We start from the raw sequence: 17,572 nt of genomic DNA on the forward strand, positions 1-17,572 counted from the left end.
ACCTCGGCGTTACAGCTCCCGGGGGAGCAATTTCACCGGAGAGGAGTCGACAGACTCGAAGAGGTCTTACTTGACCTCGACGGCCGCGCCGGCGCCCTCGAGCTGCTCCTTGGCCTTCTCGGCAGCGTCCTTGGCGACCTTCTCGAGGACCGGCTTCGGGGTGCCGTCGACGAGGTCCTTGGCCTCCTTGAGGCCCAGGGAGGTCAGCTCGCGCACGACCTTGATGACCTGGATCTTCTTGTCACCGGCGCCGGTGAGGATGACGTCGAACTCGTCCTGCTCCTCGGCGGCCTCGGCGGCGGCGCCACCAGCGGCACCACCGGCGACGACGACCGGGGCGGCAGCGGCAGCCTCGACGTCGAACTTGTCCTCGAAAGCCTTCACGAACTCGGAGAGCTCGATGAGGGTCATCTCCTCGAACTGCGCAAGCAGCTCGTCCTGGGTGAGCTTCGCCATGATGGCGGTCCTTCCACTAAATCGGCAGGTGCCGGATGTACTGGGTGAGGCGGGCGTACGTTCGGGCCCGCTGCGATCCCTGCCGCCGTCTCAGGCGGCGAGGATCAGAAAGCGAGCCGAGTTACTCGGCACCGCCCTGCTCGTCCTGCTTGGCACGGAGCGCGTCCACGGTGCGGACGAGCTTCGTCGGCAGCGCGTTGAAGACGGAGGCAGCCTGCGACTGCTTCGCCTTGAAGGCACCGGCCAGCTTGGACAGCAGAACCTCGCGGGACTCGAGGTCCGCAAGCTTCTTGATCTCGTCGGCGGACAGCACCTTGCCGTCAAGGACACCGCCCTTGATGACGAGATTCGGGTTCTCCTTGGCGAAGTCACGAAGACCCTTCGCCGACTCCACCGGGTCACCGGTGACGAAGGCAACCGCCGTCGGACCGTTGAACAGGTCGTCCAGCGTGTTGATCCCGGCCTCGTTGGCCGCGATCTTGGTCAGCGTGTTCTTCACCACGGCGTACTCGGAGTTCTCACCGAGCGAACGGCGCAGCTGCTTGAGCTGGGCCACGGTGAGACCCCGGTACTCGGTCAGCACGGCGGCGTTCGAGCTGCGGAACTTGTCCGTGAGCTCGGCTACCGCGGCAGCCTTGTCGGGCGTCGGCATAGAGCGTCGGCCTCCTTCCGGGTGATGAGGACCGCTCGCAAGGAGGCTGGGAATACAAAACGCCCCGGCGCAGGCGCACGGGGCGTGAGCTCGACCGGCTTCCCCGAGGGGATTCCAGGAGCACTTCCACAGTCACCTGCGCGGGTCGTCCGCACATTCAGCGGATCCTTCGGCCACCGAACTCTCTTGCGAGCGGACGGCAACGACCAGCGGTCTTTGGCTTCTGTGGAAGGTTACGTGAAAAGGGGCGTGTCGAGCAAATCCGCTCAGGCGCCGCTGTCAAGACCGGAGGTGGACCCGGCGCCGCTCCCGGCGCCGGAGGCCCCGCCGAGCTCCTTGAGCATCTGCATCATGTCGAAGGTCTGGCTCGCGGGCGGCACGGAGGCCTTCACCGCGGCGCCGTAGTCGGAGAACTTCTCCGACATCTGGATGGCGCCCTGCGAGCTGTCCATCGTGACGTCGAGCCGGACCGGCAGGTCGTCCTTGTTGATCCACAGCTCGGTGTCGTAGGTCTTGATACCGGCCTTCTTGACGTTCTTGAGCAGCTGGTCGCGCTCGGACTTGCTGAGGACCTTCAGCGAGTCGTTCTTCGCGAGCATCTCGTCGACCGTCAGCTTGCCCTTGTAGTGCTCCGTCTCGGCTCCGTCCACCGTGGCCGAACCGAGGTGCTTCAGGTTCGGCGAGTCCAGCAGCACGGCGATCTGCTGGGCCGGGTCCTGGTTCATGCTGTCCAGGCTGCCGGTCACCTGGCGCGCCATCTTCTCGTCGCCGGACTTCTTCGCCATGGCGGCGAGGTCCATCTTCATCCAGCGCTTGCCGTCCATGTCCTTGGCCGCTGCCGCGCCCATGTCCATGTACATCACGTTGTCCTGCATGAGCATGCGGATGTTCTTGGGCGCGTCCGAGCCGCCGGCCGAGAGCGCGGCGCCCGACATCGTCATATCCATGACGGTCGGGTCCCAGCCCATGGTGCCGGACATCTTCATGTCGCCGCCGCCCTGGGCCGCCGTCGGCGTCTTCATGGTCATCTCGACCTTGGCGGACTTGGCCGCGGAGGTCTTCTTGTACGCGGCCGTGACGGCCTGCGAGACCGACTGGGACCCCGTCCCGGAGGCCTTCTTCTCGCTGCCCTTGTCGTCCCCGCCACCACAGGCGGCGACGGCCGAACACAGCAGCGCGGTGACGGCGGCGGCGCCCACCACACGTCGTACAGAAACAGTCATCTTGAATCCCACCCCTTGGAGCGTCTCGATCTGTCCGCACGATAGCGGACGCCTCGGACAGCCCGCCCACAGCTTCATCCGGCCCCCGTGACCTCCGCGAAGTCGACGGTGTCGCGTGCGGCCGGGCGGGCGACCGCGGCCGGGGCTCCGTAGTCGCGGTAGTGGACGGTCACCGTGAAGTCGCCCACGTGCTGGGTGCGCCGCACCAGGAGATGCCGGGCATCGAGCCATACGTCGATGTGCCGGCCGCCGGACGTCCCCCGGTAGTGGGTGGTCCGTGTGCCGCGCACGGCCTCCCGCCCGACCGTACGGACGTCCTCGGCCCCGGCGAGGGCCTTGAGAGGGGCGGCCGGGGTGAGGTCGCCGCGGGTGTCGTACGGGCGGCGGATCCAGTGCCGGCCGCCCTGGAGCTCGGCGAACCGGTCGCTCATGCGCGTGTACTGGGCGTCCGGCAGGAAGCGCGTCTGGGACGGGTCGCCGCCCAACGCGCGCGTGGAGGCGGCCAGTTCGCCGCCCGTGACCCGTACGGTCAGGGTGCCCTCGACGCCGTCCGACCAGCCGAGCGCGCCCGTGCTGCGCGAGGTCAGCCGCTTGCCGGTGACCATCGTCGCGTCGACGCGCGCCGAGCCCGCCGCGACGACCCGCTGCCGGGCCGTGCGCAACGCCTCGCGCGCTTCGCGTCCCTCACCGGCCCCGTGCTCCTGTGCCCCGCCGCAGGACGTCAGCAGGATGCCCACGGCGGCCAGGGCCACCACGCGCGCGTACCGCAGCATCCACTCCCCCAGTCGGTCACCGCGAAGCTAGCGCAGCCGGCCCGCCGTACGGGCCGGAAAAGCGGAACGGGCCCCGCACCTCGAAAGGTGCGGGGCCCGTCGCCGACTTCAGCGAGCCTGTGGGGCTCAGACCGCGGCCGGGTCCTCCTCGACGAGGAGGTTCCGGGTGCGGTTGGAGTCGAGCTGAATGCCGGGGCCCATCGTGGTGCTGATGGCGGCCTTCTTGATGTAGCGACCCTTGGCGGCGGACGGCTTCAGGCGGAGGATCTCCTCCAGGGCCGCGCCGTAGTTCTCCACCAGCTTGGTGTCGTCGAAGGACACCTTGCCGATGATGAAGTGCAGGTTCGCGTGCTTGTCGACGCGGAACTCGATCTTGCCGCCCTTGATCTCGTTCACTGCCTTGACCACGTCCGGGGTCACAGTGCCGGTCTTCGGGTTCGGCATGAGGCCACGCGGGCCGAGCACGCGGCCGAGGCGGCCGACCTTGCCCATGAGGTCCGGGGTGGCGACGACGGCGTCGAACTCGTTCAGACGGTCGCCCTTGGCGATCTCGGCGATCAGCTCGTCGGAGCCGACGATGTCGGCGCCGGCGGCCTCCGCGGCCGCAGCACGGTCACCGGTCGCGAAGACCAGGACCCGGGCGGTCTTACCGGTGCCGTGCGGAAGGTTCACGGTGCCGCGGACCATCTGGTCGGCCTTGCGAGGGTCAACGCCCAGGCGGAAGGCGACCTCGACGGTGCCGTCGAACTTCGACGTGGAGGTCTCCTTGGCGAGAACGGACGGCCTCGAGCGGGGCGTAGAGCTTGGCCCCGTCGACCTTGGCGTCCGCAGCGCGGAGAGACTTGCTGCGCTTGCTCACTTGCTTCTCCTGAGTTCTAGAGGAGTCGTGGTGCGGGCCGAGCAGGCCCTGCCACGGATGGATCTACGAGGTGGAGGTCAGCCCTCGACCGTGACGCCCATGGAGCGGGCGGTGCCGGCGATGATCTTGGACGCGGCGTCCAGGTCATTGGCGTTGAGGTCGGGCATCTTGGTGGTGGCGATCTCGCGGACCTGCGCCTCGGTGATCTTGGCGACCTTGGTCTTGTGCGGCTCGCCGGAGCCCTTCTCGACACCAGCGGCCTTGAGGATCATCTTCGCGGCCGGCGGGGTCTTGGTGATGAAGGTGAAGGAACGGTCCTCGTAGACCGTGATCTCCACCGGGATGACCCAACCGCGCTGCGACTCGGTCGCGGCGTTGTAGGCCTTGCAGAACTCCATGATGTTCACGCCGTGCTGGCCCAGCGCGGGGCCGACAGGCGGGGCCGGGTTGGCGGCGCCGGCCTGGATCTGGAGCTTGATAAGCCCCGTGACCTTCTTCTTCTTGGGAGGCATGTGCTCTCTCTCCGGGTCTTAGTGAGAGTGTTCAGCCGCCATCCTCATGAACGACCGTTGGGATCATCCGGATGGAGGCATACCGCACAACGATAACGGGTATCCATGCGCGGCTAAAAACCGAGCAGGTCAGACGGGCTGTGGAGCCCCGCCTGACCTGTTCGGAAGCTTGTGCCCAGAAGGCGCCGGTAAGGGCTAGTTCTTCTGGATCTGGTCGAAGCTCAGCTCGACCGGGGTCTCGCGGCCGAAGATCTCGACGAGGCCCTTGACCTTCTTCGAGTCGGCGTTGATCTCGTTGATCGTCGCCTGCAGCGTCGCGAACGGGCCGTCGGTGACGGTGACCGAGTCGCCGACCTCGAAGTCCAGGACCTGGACCTCGACCTTGCGCTGCGGCGCCGGCTTGCCCTCGGACTCGGCGGCCTCGCGGGCGGCCTTCTCCTCGGCCTCCGGGGCGAGCATCTTGACGATCTCGTCCAGGGTCAGCGGGTACGGGTCGTAGGCGTTGCCCACGAAGCCGGTGACGCCGGGCGTGTTCCGGACGACGCCCCAGGACTCGTTCGTCAGGTCCATGCGGACGAGCACGTAACCGGGCAGCTTGTTCTGCCGGACGTTCTTGCGCTCGCCGTTCTTGATCTGGACGATCTCTTCCTCGGGGACTTCAGCCTGGTAGATGAATTCCTCGACGTTGAGCGAGACGGCGCGCTGCTCCAGGTTCGCCTTCACGCGCTTCTCGTAGCCCGCGTAGGTGTGGATGACGTACCAGTCGCCGGGCAGGAACCGCAGCTCCTCGCGGAGCGCGGTGATCGGGTCGACCGGCTCCTCCTCGACGGCCTCGACGGCTTCCTCGGCCTCGGCGTCGGTCTCGGCCGGGGTCTCGTCCGCCTGAGCTTCCTCAGCCTCGGCGTCGGCGTCCACCACGGTCTCGACCGCGGCTTCCTCGGCGGGCTCGCCGGCGGCGATGTCGGCAGCCTCTGCCTGGTCCGGGTCCTCGGCGTCCGCCGCCTCGACGATGTCGAGCTCGTCCTCAGCGGACTCGACCGGCTCGATCGCCTCGTTCAGGTTCGGGTCAGACACTGTGGCTGCTTCTTCCTGGATACATAGGGGTGGAACGCGCGAAAGGGGCGCCGGACACGGCGCCCTCCGCTTTTCGGCTCAGCCGAATACGTACTTGACAAGGTGGTTGAAGCCATAGTCAATCACGGTGACAAGACCGATCATGATGACGACGAACACAATCACCACTGTGGTGTACGTCGAGAGCTGATTGCGAGTCGGCCAGACGACCTTGCGGAGTTCCGCGACGATCTGGCGGTAGAAGAGCGCGAGACGGCCGAAGGGGCCCTTCTTGCCGCGCTTGCCGCCCTTGCGGGCCTTCTTGGACTCCGGCGCCTCAGCATCAGGCTTGTCGATGGAGCCCACGGCGTCCGTCACTCGTCCTCACCTGATTCCGGGTCGTGGCCGTGCCGCGCCCGGTGGAGCCGCACGGCGGTGCAATGCAGTACGTACATGCGCACACATCCTGGCGAAGGAGTGTGTAGCAGGGCCGGAGGGACTTGAACCCCCAACCGCTGGTTTTGGAGACCAGTGCTCTACCAATTGAGCTACGACCCTTTGTCTCCCCCAACGTACCGCATCCGCCCGGACGCACGGAGTGCGGTCGGAAGGCGCGGCCGGTGAAGGCCAACGAGCAGTGAGTGTACGTGTTCCGGAGCCCTCCGTCGAACGAGCAACAGCCGCGAGTGGATCAAGGCCGAATCCCATGGTCTTCGAAACCCGTGTGCCGGGCGGGTTTCCGGTCTGGAACGATGGGGTTATGAGCGCTGCAACTCCTTCTCCGTCCGCAGGTTCCTCTCCCACCGAGCGTCGGGTGTCGGCCCGGGTCGGCTCGATCTCCGAGTCCGCGACCCTCGCCGTCGACGCCAAGGCCAAGGCCCTCAAGGCCGCCGGGCGCCCGGTGATCGGCTTCGGCGCCGGTGAGCCCGACTTCCCGACGCCCGACTACGTGGTCGAGGCGGCCATCGAGGCCTGCAAGAACCCGAAGTTCCACCGCTACACCCCGGCCGGCGGTCTGCCCGAGCTGAAGGCCGCGATCGCCGCGAAGACGCTGCGCGACTCCGGCTACGAGGTCGACGCCTCGCAGATCCTGGTGACGAACGGCGGCAAGCAGGCCATCTACGAGGCGTTCGCCGCGATCCTCGACCCGGGCGACGAGGTCATCGTCCCGGCCCCGTACTGGACCACGTACCCGGAATCGATCCGGCTCGCGGGCGGTGTGCCGGTGGAGGTCGTCGCCGACGAGACGACCGGCTACCGCGTCTCCGTGGAGCAGCTGGAGGCCGCGCGCACCGAGCGCACGAAGGTCGTGCTGTTCGTGTCGCCGTCGAACCCGACGGGCGCGGTGTACAGCGAGGCCGACGCGGAGGCCATCGGCCGCTGGGCCGTCGAGCACGGCCTGTGGGTGATGACGGACGAGATCTACGAGCACCTCGTCTACGGGGACGCCAAGTTCACGTCGCTGCCCGCGCTGCTCCCGGAGCTGCGCGACAAGTGCATCGTCGTCAACGGCGTGGCGAAGACGTACGCGATGACCGGCTGGCGCGTCGGGTGGATCGTCGGCCCGAAGGACGTCGTGAAGGCCGCGACGAACCTCCAGTCGCACGCCACGTCGAACGTCTCCAATGTGGCGCAGGCGGCCGCGCTCGCCGCCGTGTCCGGCGACCTGACGGCCGTGGAGAAGATGCGCGAGGCCTTCGACCGGCGTCGTAAGACGATCGTGCGGATGCTCAACGACATCGACGGCGTGGTCTGCCCGGAGCCCGAGGGTGCCTTCTACGCGTACCCGTCGGTGAAGGGGCTGCTCGGCAAGGAGATCCGCGGCAAGCGCCCGCAGGACTCCGTCGAGCTGGCCGCGCTCATCCTGGAGGAGGCCGAGGTCGCGGTGGTTCCGGGCGAGGCCTTCGGTACGCCGGGTTACCTGCGGCTCTCGTACGCGCTGGGTGACGAGGACCTCGTCGAGGGCGTCTCGCGCATCCAGAAGCTGCTCGCCGAGGCGCGCGACTGAGCTTCCGCGCAAGCGTGTGCAGGCGGGCCGTCTCCCTATGGAGGCGGCCCGCTTGTTCGTTCGGACGGGTCCCCGAAGGTGGAAAGGCGCTACCGGTACGACAGGTGCGTACGGCAGGATCTTGGGATGGAGCGTGTAGGACGTGATGTACGTCAGTTGCCGAAGGCCCACCTGCATCTGCACTTCACCGGGTCGATGCGGCCCACGACCCTGCTGGAACTCGCCGACAAGTACGGAGTGCGGCTTCCCGAGGCGCTGACCGGGGCCGAGCCGCCGAAGCTGCGGGCGACGGACGAGCGCGGCTGGTTCCGCTTCCAGCGGCTCTACGACGCCGCGCGGTCCTGCCTTCGGGCCCCCGAGGACATCCAGCGTCTGGTGCGGGAGGCCGCGGAGGAGGACATCGCGGACGGGTCCGGGTGGCTGGAGATCCAGGTCGACCCGACGTCGTACGCGCCGCGGCTCGGGGGCCTGATCCCCGCCCTGGAGATCATCCTCGACGCCGTGGACAGCGCCGCGCGGGAGACCGGGCTCGGGATGCGTGTCCTGGTCGCCGCGAACCGCATGAAGCACCCTCTGGACGCCCGTACGCTGGCGCGGCTCGCGGTGCGGTACGCGGACCGGGGCATCGTCGGTTTCGGGCTCTCCAACGACGAACGGCGGGGCATGGCGCGGGACTTCGACCGGGCCTTCCACATCGCGCGCGAGGGCGGCCTGCTGAGCGCGCCGCACGGGGGCGAGCTGACCGGGCCCTCGTCCGTGCGCGACTGCCTCGATGACCTGGACGCCACGAGGATCGGCCACGGCGTGCGGGCCGCCGAGGATCCCCGGCTGCTGAAGCGCCTCGCGGACGGGGGCGTGACCTGCGAGGTGTGCCCTGCCTCGAACGTCGCCCTCGGCGTCTACGAGAAGCCCGAGGACGTGCCTCTGCGGACGCTGTACGAGGCCGGGGTGCCGATGGCGCTCGGCGCCGACGACCCGCTCCTTTTCGGCTCGCGCCTTGCCGACCAGTACGAGCTCGTGCGGCGCCACCACGGCTTCTCCGACGCCGAACTGGCCGAGCTGGCCCGGCAGTCGGTGCGCGGCTCCGCGGCGCCGTACGACGTCAAGGAGAAGCTTCTGGGCGGCATCGAGGAGTGGCTGGCCGCGTGAGGGGCGGGAGGCTCAGGCGATCCCGTTGAGGAGCGTGCGCGCGATGTCGGCCGCGAACTCGTCGACCGGCTGGGGCGGTCTGCGGTCCGGGGACATCTCGTAGGCGAAGGCGCGCTGGGAGCACGCGCCCAGAAGGAGCGAGGCGGCCGCATACGTGTCGGCTTCGGCGCTGATGCGACCGGACTTCTGTTCGGCCCGCAAGTAGGCGTCCAGTCCCTGGATCGGCTTGTGCGGCCCTGAACCCAGTTCCCGCATCACCTCTTCATGGCGGCGCTTGAGCTTGGGCTCGGCATACAGGGACGCGGCCATCGGGAACGTCTGCTCGTAGAAGAGCGCCGCTTCGTGGGCGATCTCCGTGAGGTTCTGCTCGACCGTGCGGCCGGGGTCCCCCGCGCCCTCCGTGCGGAGCCGGCCGAGCAGGGAACCCAGCTTCGGGAGGCGCTCGTTGAGCACCGTCACGAAGAGCTCCTCCTTGTTGGCGAAGTACTTGTAGAGCGCCGCTTCCGAGCAGCCCGCCGCCTTGGCGATCTCCTTGGTGGTGGTGCGGGCGAGACCAATGCTCAGCATGAGTTCATGGGCCGCCTCGACGATGCGGACACGGGTCGGCTTCTGGTCCATGCGGTCTCCAACCAAGCTTGACGCGGGGGTGAGTACTCACTCACTCTAAAGCTGAACCCGGGTGAGTGAACACTCACCCACCCCACGACGCACACCAGGAGGCACGCCATGAAGCTCACGGTTTTCGGTGCGACCGGCGGGATCGGACAGGAGATCGTCAGGCAGGCCCTGGCGGCCGGGCACGAGGTCACGGCGGTGGTCCGCGACCCCGCGCGGCTCACGGTGACCGGCGAGCACCTGGAGGTCGTCCGCGCCGACCTGAAGGACCCGGAGTCGCTGCGCCCGGCGGTCGCGGGCCGGGACGCCGTCCTGTCCGGTCTGGGCGCCCGCAGGCGTGCGGACGCGGGCATCGCCACCGAGCTCACACGGTCGGTCCTGAAGGCGATGGAGGCGGAGGGCGTGCGCAGGCTGGTGGTGGTCAGCGCGGCGCCGGTGGGCCCGCAGCCCGAGAAGTCGCCGCTCGCCGACCGGCTGATGATGAAGGTCGTCGGCGCGGCCCTCAAGGCCGTCTACGTCGATCTGACCGCCATGGAGGCCGAGTTGGCGCGCAGCGCCACGGACTGGACCTCGGTGCGGCCGCCCCGCCTCCAGGACAAGCCGCTCACGGGTTCGTATCGCACGGTCGTCGGCGGCTTCCCGCGCGCGGGGCGCTTCGCCGGCCGCGCGGACGTGGCGCACGCGATGCTGGCGATGGTGGACGACCCGGCGACGGTGAAGCAGGGCGTCGGGGTCGCCTACTAGCCGGCGGGTCGGGGGCGGGGTGCCGGGGGCGGGTCAGAGGCTGACGCCGACCGTCACCGGCTCGTTGACCAGCGTCACGCCGAAGACGTCCCTGACCCCGGCGACGACCTCGCGGGCGAGCGCGAGCAGGTCCTCCGTGGTGGCCTCGCCGCGGTTGGTCAGGGCAAGGGTGTGCTTGGTGGAGATGCGGGCGGGGCCGGTCCCGTAGCCCTTGGTGAAGCCCGCCTTGTCGATGAGCCAGGCCGCCGAGGTCTTGGTGAGGCCCTCCCCCGCGGGGAAGGCGGGCGCCTTGGCGTCCGCCCCCAGACGCTCGACCACGCGCGCGTGGAAGGACGCGAACTCAGCGTCCGTGAGGATCGGGTTGGTGAAGAACGAGCCGGCCGACCAGGTGTCGTGGTCCTCCGGGTCGAGCACCATGCCCTTGCCGCCGCGCAGCTTCAGGACGGTCTCGCGCGCGAGGGCGGCGGACACGCGCTCGCCCGCCTCGACGCCGAGGGTGCGCGCGGTCTCCGGGTACTTCAGGGGCGCGCTGAGGCCGCCCGCGTCCTCCAGCTCGAACCGCACGCGCAGCACTACGTAGCGGTCGGGTTCGGCCTTGAAGCGGCTGTGCCGGTACGAGAAGGCGCACTCGGCGTTCGGGATCGTGACGGTCTCGCCGGCCGTGCGGTCGTAGGCGATCACCTCGGTGATCGTGGAGGAGACCTCCTGGCCGTACGCCCCCACGTTCTGGATCGGCGTCGCGCCCGCGGAGCCGGGGATCCCGGCGAGACACTCGACGCCCGCGAGCCCGGCAGCGACGGTGCGCTCGACGGCGTCGGTCCAGACCTCACCGGCCGCCAGTTCCAGCTTCGTACCGTCGAGTTCGAAGCCCTTGGTGGCGATGCGCAGGGCGGTGCCCGCGAAGCCCTTGTCGCCGATGACGAGGTTGCTGCCGCCGCCGATGATCAGCAGCGGCGTACCGGCGGCGTCGGCCTCGCGCACCGCGTCGATCACCTCGGCGTCGGTGGTCGCGGTGAGCAGCCGGGTGGCGGGCCCGCCGAGCCGGAAGGTGGTCAGGGGGGCGAGAGGGGCGTCGTGGAGTTCCTGCACGCGCTCAAGGGTACGAGAACGGCCCCGCCGCTCGGACGGGGCCGCCGTGGCCGGGCTCACTGAAAGCACGACAGGACGTCCTTCCAGTGGAATGGAGATCCCTGCGTGCGGCGCGGTGACCGCGAAGTCCCGCAGGGCCTCGCGCGACTCCCACACGGACAGGGTCCAGAAGGTGCGTGATCAGGCGTTTTCCAGGGCCGGAGCAGGCTCGGGGTCCCGCACGACGGGCGTGGTGCGCCCCTGCCGTGGAATGAACAGGGCGGCGACACCGGCCACGGCCACCATCGCGGCGCCCACCCACAGCGCGGGCTCGATCCCGTTCACGAAGTGCTGTGCGGAGTCGTAGCCGCCCTGAGCCGAGAAGACCGACGACATGATCGCGATGCCGAGCGCACCACCGACCTCGCGCAGCGCGTTGTTGGCGCCGGAGGCGATGCCCTGCTCCTGCGGCAGGACGCTGGACATGACCAGGTTGGCGGCCGGGGCGAAGTAGAGGGCCATGCCGACGCCGCTGACGATCAGGGCCGGCAGCTGGGCGGCGTACGAGACGTCGGCGGAGACCACGGCGGCGAACCAGCCGAGCCCGACGGCCTGGAGGAACAGTCCCGCCGCGACGACGGGCCGGCCGCCGATGCGGTCCGAGAGGATCCCGGCGATCGGTGCGACGAGCATCGGCATTCCGGTCCAGGGCAGCATCCTGAGGCCCGCCTCGGTCGGCGAGTAGCCGAGCACGCCTTGCAGGAACTGGCTGAGCAGGAAGATCGAGCCGAACATCCCGAGGAACATCAGCAGGCTCGCTGCGTTGATGCCGGAGAAGGCCCGGGAGCGGAAGAGCCGCATGGGCAGCATGGAGTTCTCGTTGCGGATCCCGTGGCGCACAAACCCGGCGAGCAGCGCCGTCCCCGCGAACAGGCCCGTCAGGACGAGGGTGTCGGTCCACCCGACGACGGGCGCGCGCACCAGGCCGTACACGATGCCGAACAGGCCGCCGCTGGCGAGCAGGGTGCCCGTGATGTCGAGCCGGGCTCCGGAGCCGTACGACTCCTTCAGGCGCAGCCGGGCGAGCGGCAGCAGGGCGAGGCCCAGCGGAACGTTCAGCCAGAAGATCCAGTGCCAGGAGATGTGCTCGGTGAGGCTGCCGCCGATGAGCGGACCGGAGGCGACCGCGAGCCCGTTGACCGCGCCCCAGATCCCGAACGCCAGGCCGCGCTTGGCCACCGGGACGGCGGCGGTGAGCAGGGTCAGGGTGAGCGGCATCATGATCGCGGCTCCGACGCCCTGCACGGCGCGGGCCGCGATCAGCGAATCGATGCCGGGCGCCATGGCCGCGGCGGCGGAGGCCCCGGTGAAGACCGCGAGCCCGACGAGGAAGAGCCGCCTGCGCCCGAAGCGGTCGCCCAGCGCCGCGCCGAACATCAGCAGGACGGCGAAGGTGAGCGTGTAGGCGCTGACCGTCCACTCCAGGTCGTCGAGCGCGCCGCCGAGGTCCCGCCGGATGGACGGCAGAGCCGTGGTGACGACGAGGTTGTCGAGGGCCGCCATGAATCCGGCCACGCTGGTGATGACGAGGGCCCACAGGGCTCCTGCTCCCCTGCGCTGCTCTGGTGCCGCTTTCCGTTCTGGTGCTGCCGTCCGTACTGGTGCTGCTTTCCGTGACATCGCTTCCCCCAGTGATCTTTGGTTAGTTATTGATGACTAACTTGCGTGGACGCAAAAAGGCGGCCCACACCACGCACGGTGCACTCACTTCTTCAGGCCGCAGCCGACCCAGACGCGATGATCGGGCGGGAAGCCCATCGAGACCAGGACGTTGATCAGCATTCCGTAGGAGAGGAACTGGGTCGTCTGCTCGGTATCGGCGCCCAGGGCGATCAGGACCGTGTCGTACATCTCCGTCCACGCCCCGCGCAGTTCCTCGCCGAACTCCGGGTCGCCGGCCGCCTCAGAGGCGGCCACAGCCACGTAGATCTGCATCTGCATGAGCAGCATGTCCGGGTCGTCGGCGATGAGCGACAGGTAGGCGCCACCCAGCACCGCCTCGACTTCCTCGGGCGCGACCCCTTCGGCCGCCTTGCGGAACACCTCGGTGATGTTCGCGCAGCAACGCCGGGCCGCCGCGAGGAAGATGGCCTGCTTACCCGGGAAGAGCCGGAAGAGATACGGCTGCGAGACACCGACCCGCTTGGCGATCGCCTCGGTGGACGTGCCGTTGTAGCCACCGCGGGCGAACTCGGTGACCGCCGCGCGGATGACGCTCTCGCGCCGCTCCTCCGCACTCATCCTGACCATGCGACAAAGTTAGTGGCCAATCACTATCTACGTCAACCCTTCCGGGGAGGGGCACGCGTAAGGGGCGTTCTCCATGGAGAACGCCCCTTACACACAGCTACGTACGGCAGCGATCAGGCCAGCTGAACGACCGCCCGCGACATCCCGAGCACCTTCTGCCCCGCGCTCATGGCGGTCAGATCGACCCGCACGCGGTTGTCGTCGAGCTTGGCCGCGACCTTGCCGCTGACCTCGATCTCGGCGCCCTTGTCGTCGTTGGGCACGACGACCGGCTTGGTGAAGCGGACGCCGTACTCGACGACGGCGGCCGGGTCGCCGGTCCAGTCGGTGACGACACGGACCGCCTCGGCCATCGTGAACATGCCGTGCGCGATCACGTCCGGCAGGCCGACCTCGACCGCGAACTTCTCGTTCCAGTGGATCGGGTTGAAGTCACCGGAGGCGCCCGCGTACTGCACGAGCGTGGCACGCGTCACAGGGAAGGACTGCGCGGGCAGCTCGGTGCCGACCTCGACGTCGGCGTACTTGATGGTCGTCGCCATGATCAGGCCTCCTCTGCGGCGCGCGAGACGAGCTTGGTCCAGGCGGTCACGACGTGCTCACCGGCCTCGTCGTGCACCTCGCCCCGCACGTCGACGATGTCATTGCCCGCGAGCGACTTGATGCCCTCGATGGTCGAGGTCACGGTCAGCCTGTCGCCGGCCCGCACGGGGCGCGTGTAGGCGAACTTCTGGTCACCGTGCACGACGCGGCTGTAGTCGAGCCCCAGCTCCGGGTCGTGGATGACCTCACCCGCGGCCTTGAAAGTGATCGCGAACACAAAGGTCGGCGGGGCGATCACATCGGGGTGGCCGAGCTCCTCGGCGGCGGCACGGTCGACGTACGCGGGGTTCGTGTCCCCCACCGCCTCCGCGAACTCACGGATCTTCTCCCGGCCGACCTCGTACGGGGCGGTGGGCGGATAGGTCCGCCCCACGAAGGACTGGTCGAGCGCCATGGGCTCGGCACCTCCTGGATGTCTTCTCGATCTGCCTGATCTACGAAACGACACGAGGCCGCCCCCGAAGTGGGGACGGCCTCGTGTACGAGCCTGATTTATCGCGTTTCGCGGTGCGCGGTGTGCGCGTTGCAACGCGGGCAGTGCTTCTTCATCTCAAGACGGTCCGGGTTGTTACGCCGGTTCTTCTTGGTGATGTAGTTCCGCTCCTTGCACTCCACGCAGGCCAGCGTGATCTTCGGGCGGACGTCGGTGGCAGCCACGTGAGTGCACTCCTTGACGAACGGATGGGACAAATAGTTTAACGCATAGAAGAGTAGCCGATCGAAGGACCGACCCCACAATCGGCTACTGTCAGTAGCGGTGACCGGACTTGAACCGGTGACACAGCGATTATGAGCCGCTTGCTCTACCGACTGAGCTACACCGCTGTGATGCAAGCGACGCGAACGACGTCTGCACCAGAGCCCCAATGCGGAATCGAACCGCAGACCTTCTCCTTACCATGGAGACGCTCTACCGACTGAGCTATTGGGGCGAGCGAGGAAGACATTACACGGTTGCGCGCCGATCGCCCAAATCCGTTTCGCGCCCCCGCCCGCCGGGAACGATGCGGCCTTCCCGCGACGGGCACATGAGCCCCTCGGACCTCACCAGTACGACTATTTCGGCGGTCCTCGAAGCGCCCCTGTCACGGTCCTAGGCTCGACCCACCCTGCGTGATCTTGTTCTGCGCGATACGCGTCCTCTTACGCGCGTGACGCGCGTTACGCGTCCTCGCCGAGCCCTCAGGAGCGCGATGTCCCACCGCCCCTCACAGCAGCCACCGTCACCCGACGTGCCCGAGGGCTCCGGTCTGCTGCTGTGCGGCGCCCGGCTCGCCGACGGCAGGGCCGTGGACGTGCGGCTCGACGGCGGGCGCATCGAGGCGGTCGGCACGGCCGGCAGCCTCACCGCCCACGGCTCGCGCCTGGACCTCACCGGCTGGCTGCTGCTCCCCGCGCCCGTGGAGCCGCACGCGCACGGGGACACGGCTCTGTCGGCCGACTGCGAGGGCCCTGTCCCGTACGGCCCCGAGGACGTCCAGCGCCGGGCCACCGAGAGCACCCTGCTGCAGCTCGGCCACGGGGCGACCGCCCTGCGCTCCCATGTGCGGATCGGCGACATGGAGGGGCTCGGTTCGATGGAGGCGGCACTCCAGGCGCGACGTTCGCTGGTGGGGCTCGCGGATCTGCGAACGGTGGCGATGCCCCGGCTGCTGACCGGGCTCGCCGGGGCCGACGGGCTCGCCATGTTGCGGGACGCCGTCAAAATGGGCGCCTCCGTCGTGGGCGGTTGCCCCGATCTGGACCCCGACCCAACGGGCTACGCGGAGGCGGTGCTTGAAGTCGCCGCCGAACACGGGTGCCCGGTCGACCTGCACACGGACGGGGCCGATCCGGTGCGGCTCGGGCGGCTCGCGGCGGCGGTCGGCGGGCTGCGCGCCGGCGTCACCGTCGGACCGCTGGGCGGGCTCTCCCGGCTGCCGGAGGACGTGGCACGGCCCGCCGTCGACCGGCTCGCGTCCGCCGGGGTGACGGTGACGTGCCTGCCCCAGGGAGGGTGCGCGGGGGTGGACGAACGGGCCGTCGCGCCGGTGCGGCTGCTGCGGGCGGCCGGGGTGCCGGTCGCGGCGGGCAGCGGGGCACTGCGCGATGTGTCGAACCCTGTGGGGCGCGGCGACCCACTGGAGGCCGCCTACTTGTTGGCCTCGCGCTACGGGATGCGCCCGGAGGACGCCTACGACGCGGTGAGTTCGGCGGCCAGGGCGGCGCTCGGCCTGCCCGAGGTGCGCGTGGAGGCGGGGTTCCCCGCGGAGCTGCTCGCGGTGCGGGGCGAGCGGCTCGCCGGGGTGCTCTCCCTCGCGTACAGCCGGATCGTCGTGCACCGGGGGCGCGTCGTGGCGCGGACCAGCGCGGTGCGGGAGTACTGCGACTCGGCCGCCGCGGTCGCCCTCGATCTGCCGCGGCAGGGACGGGCGGCCAAGTACGGCGGTGGGGGCCCCGCTTGAACACCCGTACGGGACCGGGGCGCGCATGGTTGCACGGTGAACCGTCCGTCCCGGGCGTACCGTCGAAGGCATGCGCATTGTCATCGCTGGGGGTCATGGTCAGATCGCGCTGCGGCTCGAGCGGTTGCTCTCCGCGCGCGGGGTCGAAGTGGCGGGCATCATCCGCAAGCCGGAGCAGGGCGACACCCTGCGGTCGGCCGGCGCGGAGCCAGTTCTGTGCGACCTGGAGTCGGCGTCCGTGGAGGAGGTCGCGGCGCATCTGCAGGGTGCGGACGCGGCCGTTTTCGCGGCGGGCGCGGGTCCGGGCAGCGGCGCCGGCCGAAAGGACACCGTGGACCGGGACGCCGCCGTGCTGTTCGCGGACGCCGCGGAGCGGGCCAAGGTGCGCCGCTACATCGTGGTGTCGGCGATGGCCGCGGACGCCGCGCACCAGGGCGACGACGTCTTCGACGTGTATCTGCGGGCCAAGGGCGCGGCCGACGACGACGTACGGCGTCGTACCGGGCTCGACTGGACGATCCTGCGGCCCGGTCAGCTGACGAACGACGCGGGGACCGGGCTCGTCCGTCTGGAGGCCTCGACCGGGCGCGGTCCCGTGCCGCGCGACGACGTCGCGGCCGTCCTCGCGGAGCTGGTGGACACGCCCGCCACGGCGGGGCTGACGCTGGAGCTGATCTCGGGCTCCACGCCGGTCACGGTCGCGGTGAAGTCGGTAGCGGGCAACTGAGTCGCGTACGCAGCGGGCGGGTGACCTGGCCGCGCCTGAGCCTCAAACCGGCTACCCGGCCGGCTACCCGGCTGCATCGAGAACTGCCGCCTTCGGAACGGCCGCCTCAGAACAGCGGCATCTGGCCCGGCACATGCGGGACCACGTACCCGTCGAGCGCGTCCTGGACGGCGCCGAGCTGGGCGGGGCGGCGTGAACCGGGGCAGGAGACCAGCTCTCCCGCGGCGCGGGTGCCGGGAGGATCGTGGCGGGCGAAGCGGCCCGCCACGACCGCGATCTCGCGGCGGCATTCGGGGCAGTGTCGGCGGCGGGATGTGGTCGGCATGGTTTCAGTCTGCGTCGTGATCGCCACCGGCACACGGTGAAACCCCCTCAG

General features: G+C 69.5%; 20 protein-coding genes, 3 tRNA genes and 1 pseudogene. 5 read left to right on the plus strand and 19 right to left on the minus strand.

Going from position 1 to position 17,572, the window contains the following annotated elements; all coding sequences use genetic code 11:
* Window positions 1-66: 66 nt before the first annotated feature.
* The 9 genes and pseudogenes from rplL to ACP4E5_RS20040 all read right to left on the minus strand — a co-directional run bounded on the left by rplL (window position 67) and on the right by ACP4E5_RS20040 (window position 6,086).
* Window positions 67-456, minus strand: a complete 390-nt coding sequence (gene rplL / locus ACP4E5_RS20000) for a 50S ribosomal protein L7/L12 (RefSeq protein WP_385755860.1) — start codon at window positions 454-456, stop codon at window positions 67-69.
* 121 nt (window positions 457-577) lie between these two features.
* Window positions 578-1,108 carry a 50S ribosomal protein L10 gene (gene rplJ, locus ACP4E5_RS20005; protein WP_425830594.1) on the minus strand — a complete coding sequence of 177 codons (531 nt, stop codon included), beginning with the start codon at window positions 1,106-1,108 and terminating at the stop codon, window positions 578-580.
* Window positions 1,109-1,374: 266 nt separating this feature from the next.
* Window positions 1,375-2,331, minus strand: a complete 957-nt coding sequence (locus ACP4E5_RS20010; RefSeq protein WP_425830596.1) for an SCO4651 family lipoprotein — start codon at window positions 2,329-2,331, stop codon at window positions 1,375-1,377.
* A gap of 74 nt (window positions 2,332-2,405) precedes the next feature.
* Window positions 2,406-3,104 carry an SCO4651 family lipoprotein gene (locus ACP4E5_RS20015; RefSeq protein WP_425830598.1) on the minus strand — a complete coding sequence of 233 codons (699 nt, stop codon included), beginning with the start codon at window positions 3,102-3,104 and terminating at the stop codon, window positions 2,406-2,408.
* 126 nt (window positions 3,105-3,230) lie between these two features.
* Window positions 3,231-3,963: pseudogene (rplA, locus tag ACP4E5_RS20020) on the minus strand (50S ribosomal protein L1).
* 77 nt (window positions 3,964-4,040) lie between these two features.
* Window positions 4,041-4,475 carry a 50S ribosomal protein L11 gene (gene rplK / locus ACP4E5_RS20025; RefSeq protein WP_040252631.1) on the minus strand — a complete coding sequence of 145 codons (435 nt, stop codon included), beginning with the start codon at window positions 4,473-4,475 and terminating at the stop codon, window positions 4,041-4,043.
* 195 nt (window positions 4,476-4,670) lie between these two features.
* Window positions 4,671-5,549 (minus strand): transcription termination/antitermination protein NusG, encoded by an 879-nt coding sequence (gene nusG / locus ACP4E5_RS20030; RefSeq protein ID WP_425830600.1) that lies wholly within the window; start codon window positions 5,547-5,549, stop codon window positions 4,671-4,673.
* Window positions 5,550-5,627: 78 nt separating this feature from the next.
* Window positions 5,628-5,906: a preprotein translocase subunit SecE gene (secE, locus tag ACP4E5_RS20035; protein WP_425830602.1), complete on the minus strand. Its 279-nt coding sequence runs from the start codon at window positions 5,904-5,906 to the stop codon at window positions 5,628-5,630.
* 107 nt (window positions 5,907-6,013) lie between these two features.
* Window positions 6,014-6,086 (minus strand) — tRNA-Trp (locus ACP4E5_RS20040).
* A 202-nt stretch (window positions 6,087-6,288) separates the two neighbouring features.
* Here ACP4E5_RS20040 and ACP4E5_RS20045 point away from each other — a divergent pair.
* Window positions 6,289-7,536 carry a pyridoxal phosphate-dependent aminotransferase gene (locus tag ACP4E5_RS20045; protein ID WP_425830604.1) on the plus strand — a complete coding sequence of 416 codons (1,248 nt, stop codon included), beginning with the start codon at window positions 6,289-6,291 and terminating at the stop codon, window positions 7,534-7,536.
* Between the two features lie 126 nt (window positions 7,537-7,662).
* Window positions 7,663-8,685: an adenosine deaminase gene (locus tag ACP4E5_RS20050; RefSeq protein WP_425830606.1), complete on the plus strand. Its 1,023-nt coding sequence runs from the start codon at window positions 7,663-7,665 to the stop codon at window positions 8,683-8,685.
* A gap of 12 nt (window positions 8,686-8,697) precedes the next feature.
* Here the strand turns inward: ACP4E5_RS20050 and ACP4E5_RS20055 are convergent, their stop codons facing one another.
* Window positions 8,698-9,303: a TetR/AcrR family transcriptional regulator gene (locus tag ACP4E5_RS20055; protein WP_425830608.1), complete on the minus strand. Its 606-nt coding sequence runs from the start codon at window positions 9,301-9,303 to the stop codon at window positions 8,698-8,700.
* Window positions 9,304-9,411: 108 nt separating this feature from the next.
* Here ACP4E5_RS20055 and ACP4E5_RS20060 point away from each other — a divergent pair, with 108 nt between their 5' ends.
* A complete protein-coding gene (locus ACP4E5_RS20060) occupies window positions 9,412-10,044 on the plus strand; it encodes an NAD(P)-dependent oxidoreductase (RefSeq protein ID WP_425830610.1) in 633 nt (210 codons plus the stop codon).
* 33 nt (window positions 10,045-10,077) lie between these two features.
* Here the strand turns inward: ACP4E5_RS20060 and ACP4E5_RS20065 are convergent, their stop codons facing one another.
* From ACP4E5_RS20065 to ACP4E5_RS20100, 8 genes are all read right to left on the minus strand, one after another.
* The gene (locus tag ACP4E5_RS20065) at window positions 10,078-11,133 is read right to left on the minus strand and encodes a UDP-N-acetylmuramate dehydrogenase (RefSeq protein ID WP_425830612.1); all 1,056 of its coding nucleotides are present in this window, start codon (window positions 11,131-11,133) and stop codon (window positions 10,078-10,080) included.
* A 180-nt stretch (window positions 11,134-11,313) separates the two neighbouring features.
* Window positions 11,314-12,792, minus strand: a complete 1,479-nt coding sequence (locus ACP4E5_RS20070) for a DHA2 family efflux MFS transporter permease subunit (protein ID WP_425830614.1) — start codon at window positions 12,790-12,792, stop codon at window positions 11,314-11,316.
* A gap of 84 nt (window positions 12,793-12,876) precedes the next feature.
* Window positions 12,877-13,422, minus strand: coding sequence for a TetR/AcrR family transcriptional regulator (locus ACP4E5_RS20075; RefSeq protein ID WP_425830616.1), 546 nt, complete (start codon window positions 13,420-13,422; stop codon window positions 12,877-12,879).
* A 113-nt stretch (window positions 13,423-13,535) separates the two neighbouring features.
* Window positions 13,536-13,964 (minus strand): MaoC family dehydratase, encoded by a 429-nt coding sequence (locus ACP4E5_RS20080; protein WP_425830618.1) that lies wholly within the window; start codon window positions 13,962-13,964, stop codon window positions 13,536-13,538.
* Window positions 13,965-13,966: 2 nt separating this feature from the next.
* On the minus strand, window positions 13,967-14,419 hold the full coding sequence (locus ACP4E5_RS20085) for an FAS1-like dehydratase domain-containing protein (protein WP_425830620.1): 453 nt from the start codon (window positions 14,417-14,419) through the stop codon (window positions 13,967-13,969).
* A gap of 98 nt (window positions 14,420-14,517) precedes the next feature.
* Complete coding sequence (rpmG, locus tag ACP4E5_RS20090) at window positions 14,518-14,682, minus strand: 50S ribosomal protein L33 (RefSeq protein ID WP_003948671.1); 165 nt, start codon at window positions 14,680-14,682, stop codon at window positions 14,518-14,520.
* A gap of 95 nt (window positions 14,683-14,777) precedes the next feature.
* A tRNA-Met gene (locus ACP4E5_RS20095) sits at window positions 14,778-14,850 on the minus strand.
* 34 nt (window positions 14,851-14,884) lie between these two features.
* Window positions 14,885-14,957, minus strand: a tRNA-Thr gene (locus ACP4E5_RS20100).
* Between the two features lie 261 nt (window positions 14,958-15,218).
* Here ACP4E5_RS20100 and ACP4E5_RS20105 point away from each other — a divergent pair.
* Together ACP4E5_RS20105 and ACP4E5_RS20110 are read left to right on the plus strand one after the other, a co-directional pair.
* Window positions 15,219-16,469 (plus strand): amidohydrolase family protein, encoded by a 1,251-nt coding sequence (locus tag ACP4E5_RS20105; RefSeq protein WP_425830622.1) that lies wholly within the window; start codon window positions 15,219-15,221, stop codon window positions 16,467-16,469.
* Window positions 16,470-16,539: 70 nt separating this feature from the next.
* The gene (locus ACP4E5_RS20110; RefSeq protein WP_425830624.1) at window positions 16,540-17,196 is read left to right on the plus strand and encodes an SDR family oxidoreductase; all 657 of its coding nucleotides are present in this window, start codon (window positions 16,540-16,542) and stop codon (window positions 17,194-17,196) included.
* Between the two features lie 106 nt (window positions 17,197-17,302).
* Here ACP4E5_RS20110 and ACP4E5_RS20115 read toward each other — a convergent pair whose 3' ends face one another.
* Window positions 17,303-17,521: a hypothetical protein gene (locus ACP4E5_RS20115; RefSeq protein WP_266713014.1), complete on the minus strand. Its 219-nt coding sequence runs from the start codon at window positions 17,519-17,521 to the stop codon at window positions 17,303-17,305.
* Window positions 17,522-17,572 lie beyond the last annotated feature (51 nt).

It is taken from the genome of Streptomyces fractus (genome assembly GCF_049844455.1).
GTDB classification, from domain to species: domain Bacteria; phylum Actinomycetota; class Actinomycetes; order Streptomycetales; family Streptomycetaceae; genus Streptomyces; species Streptomyces fractus.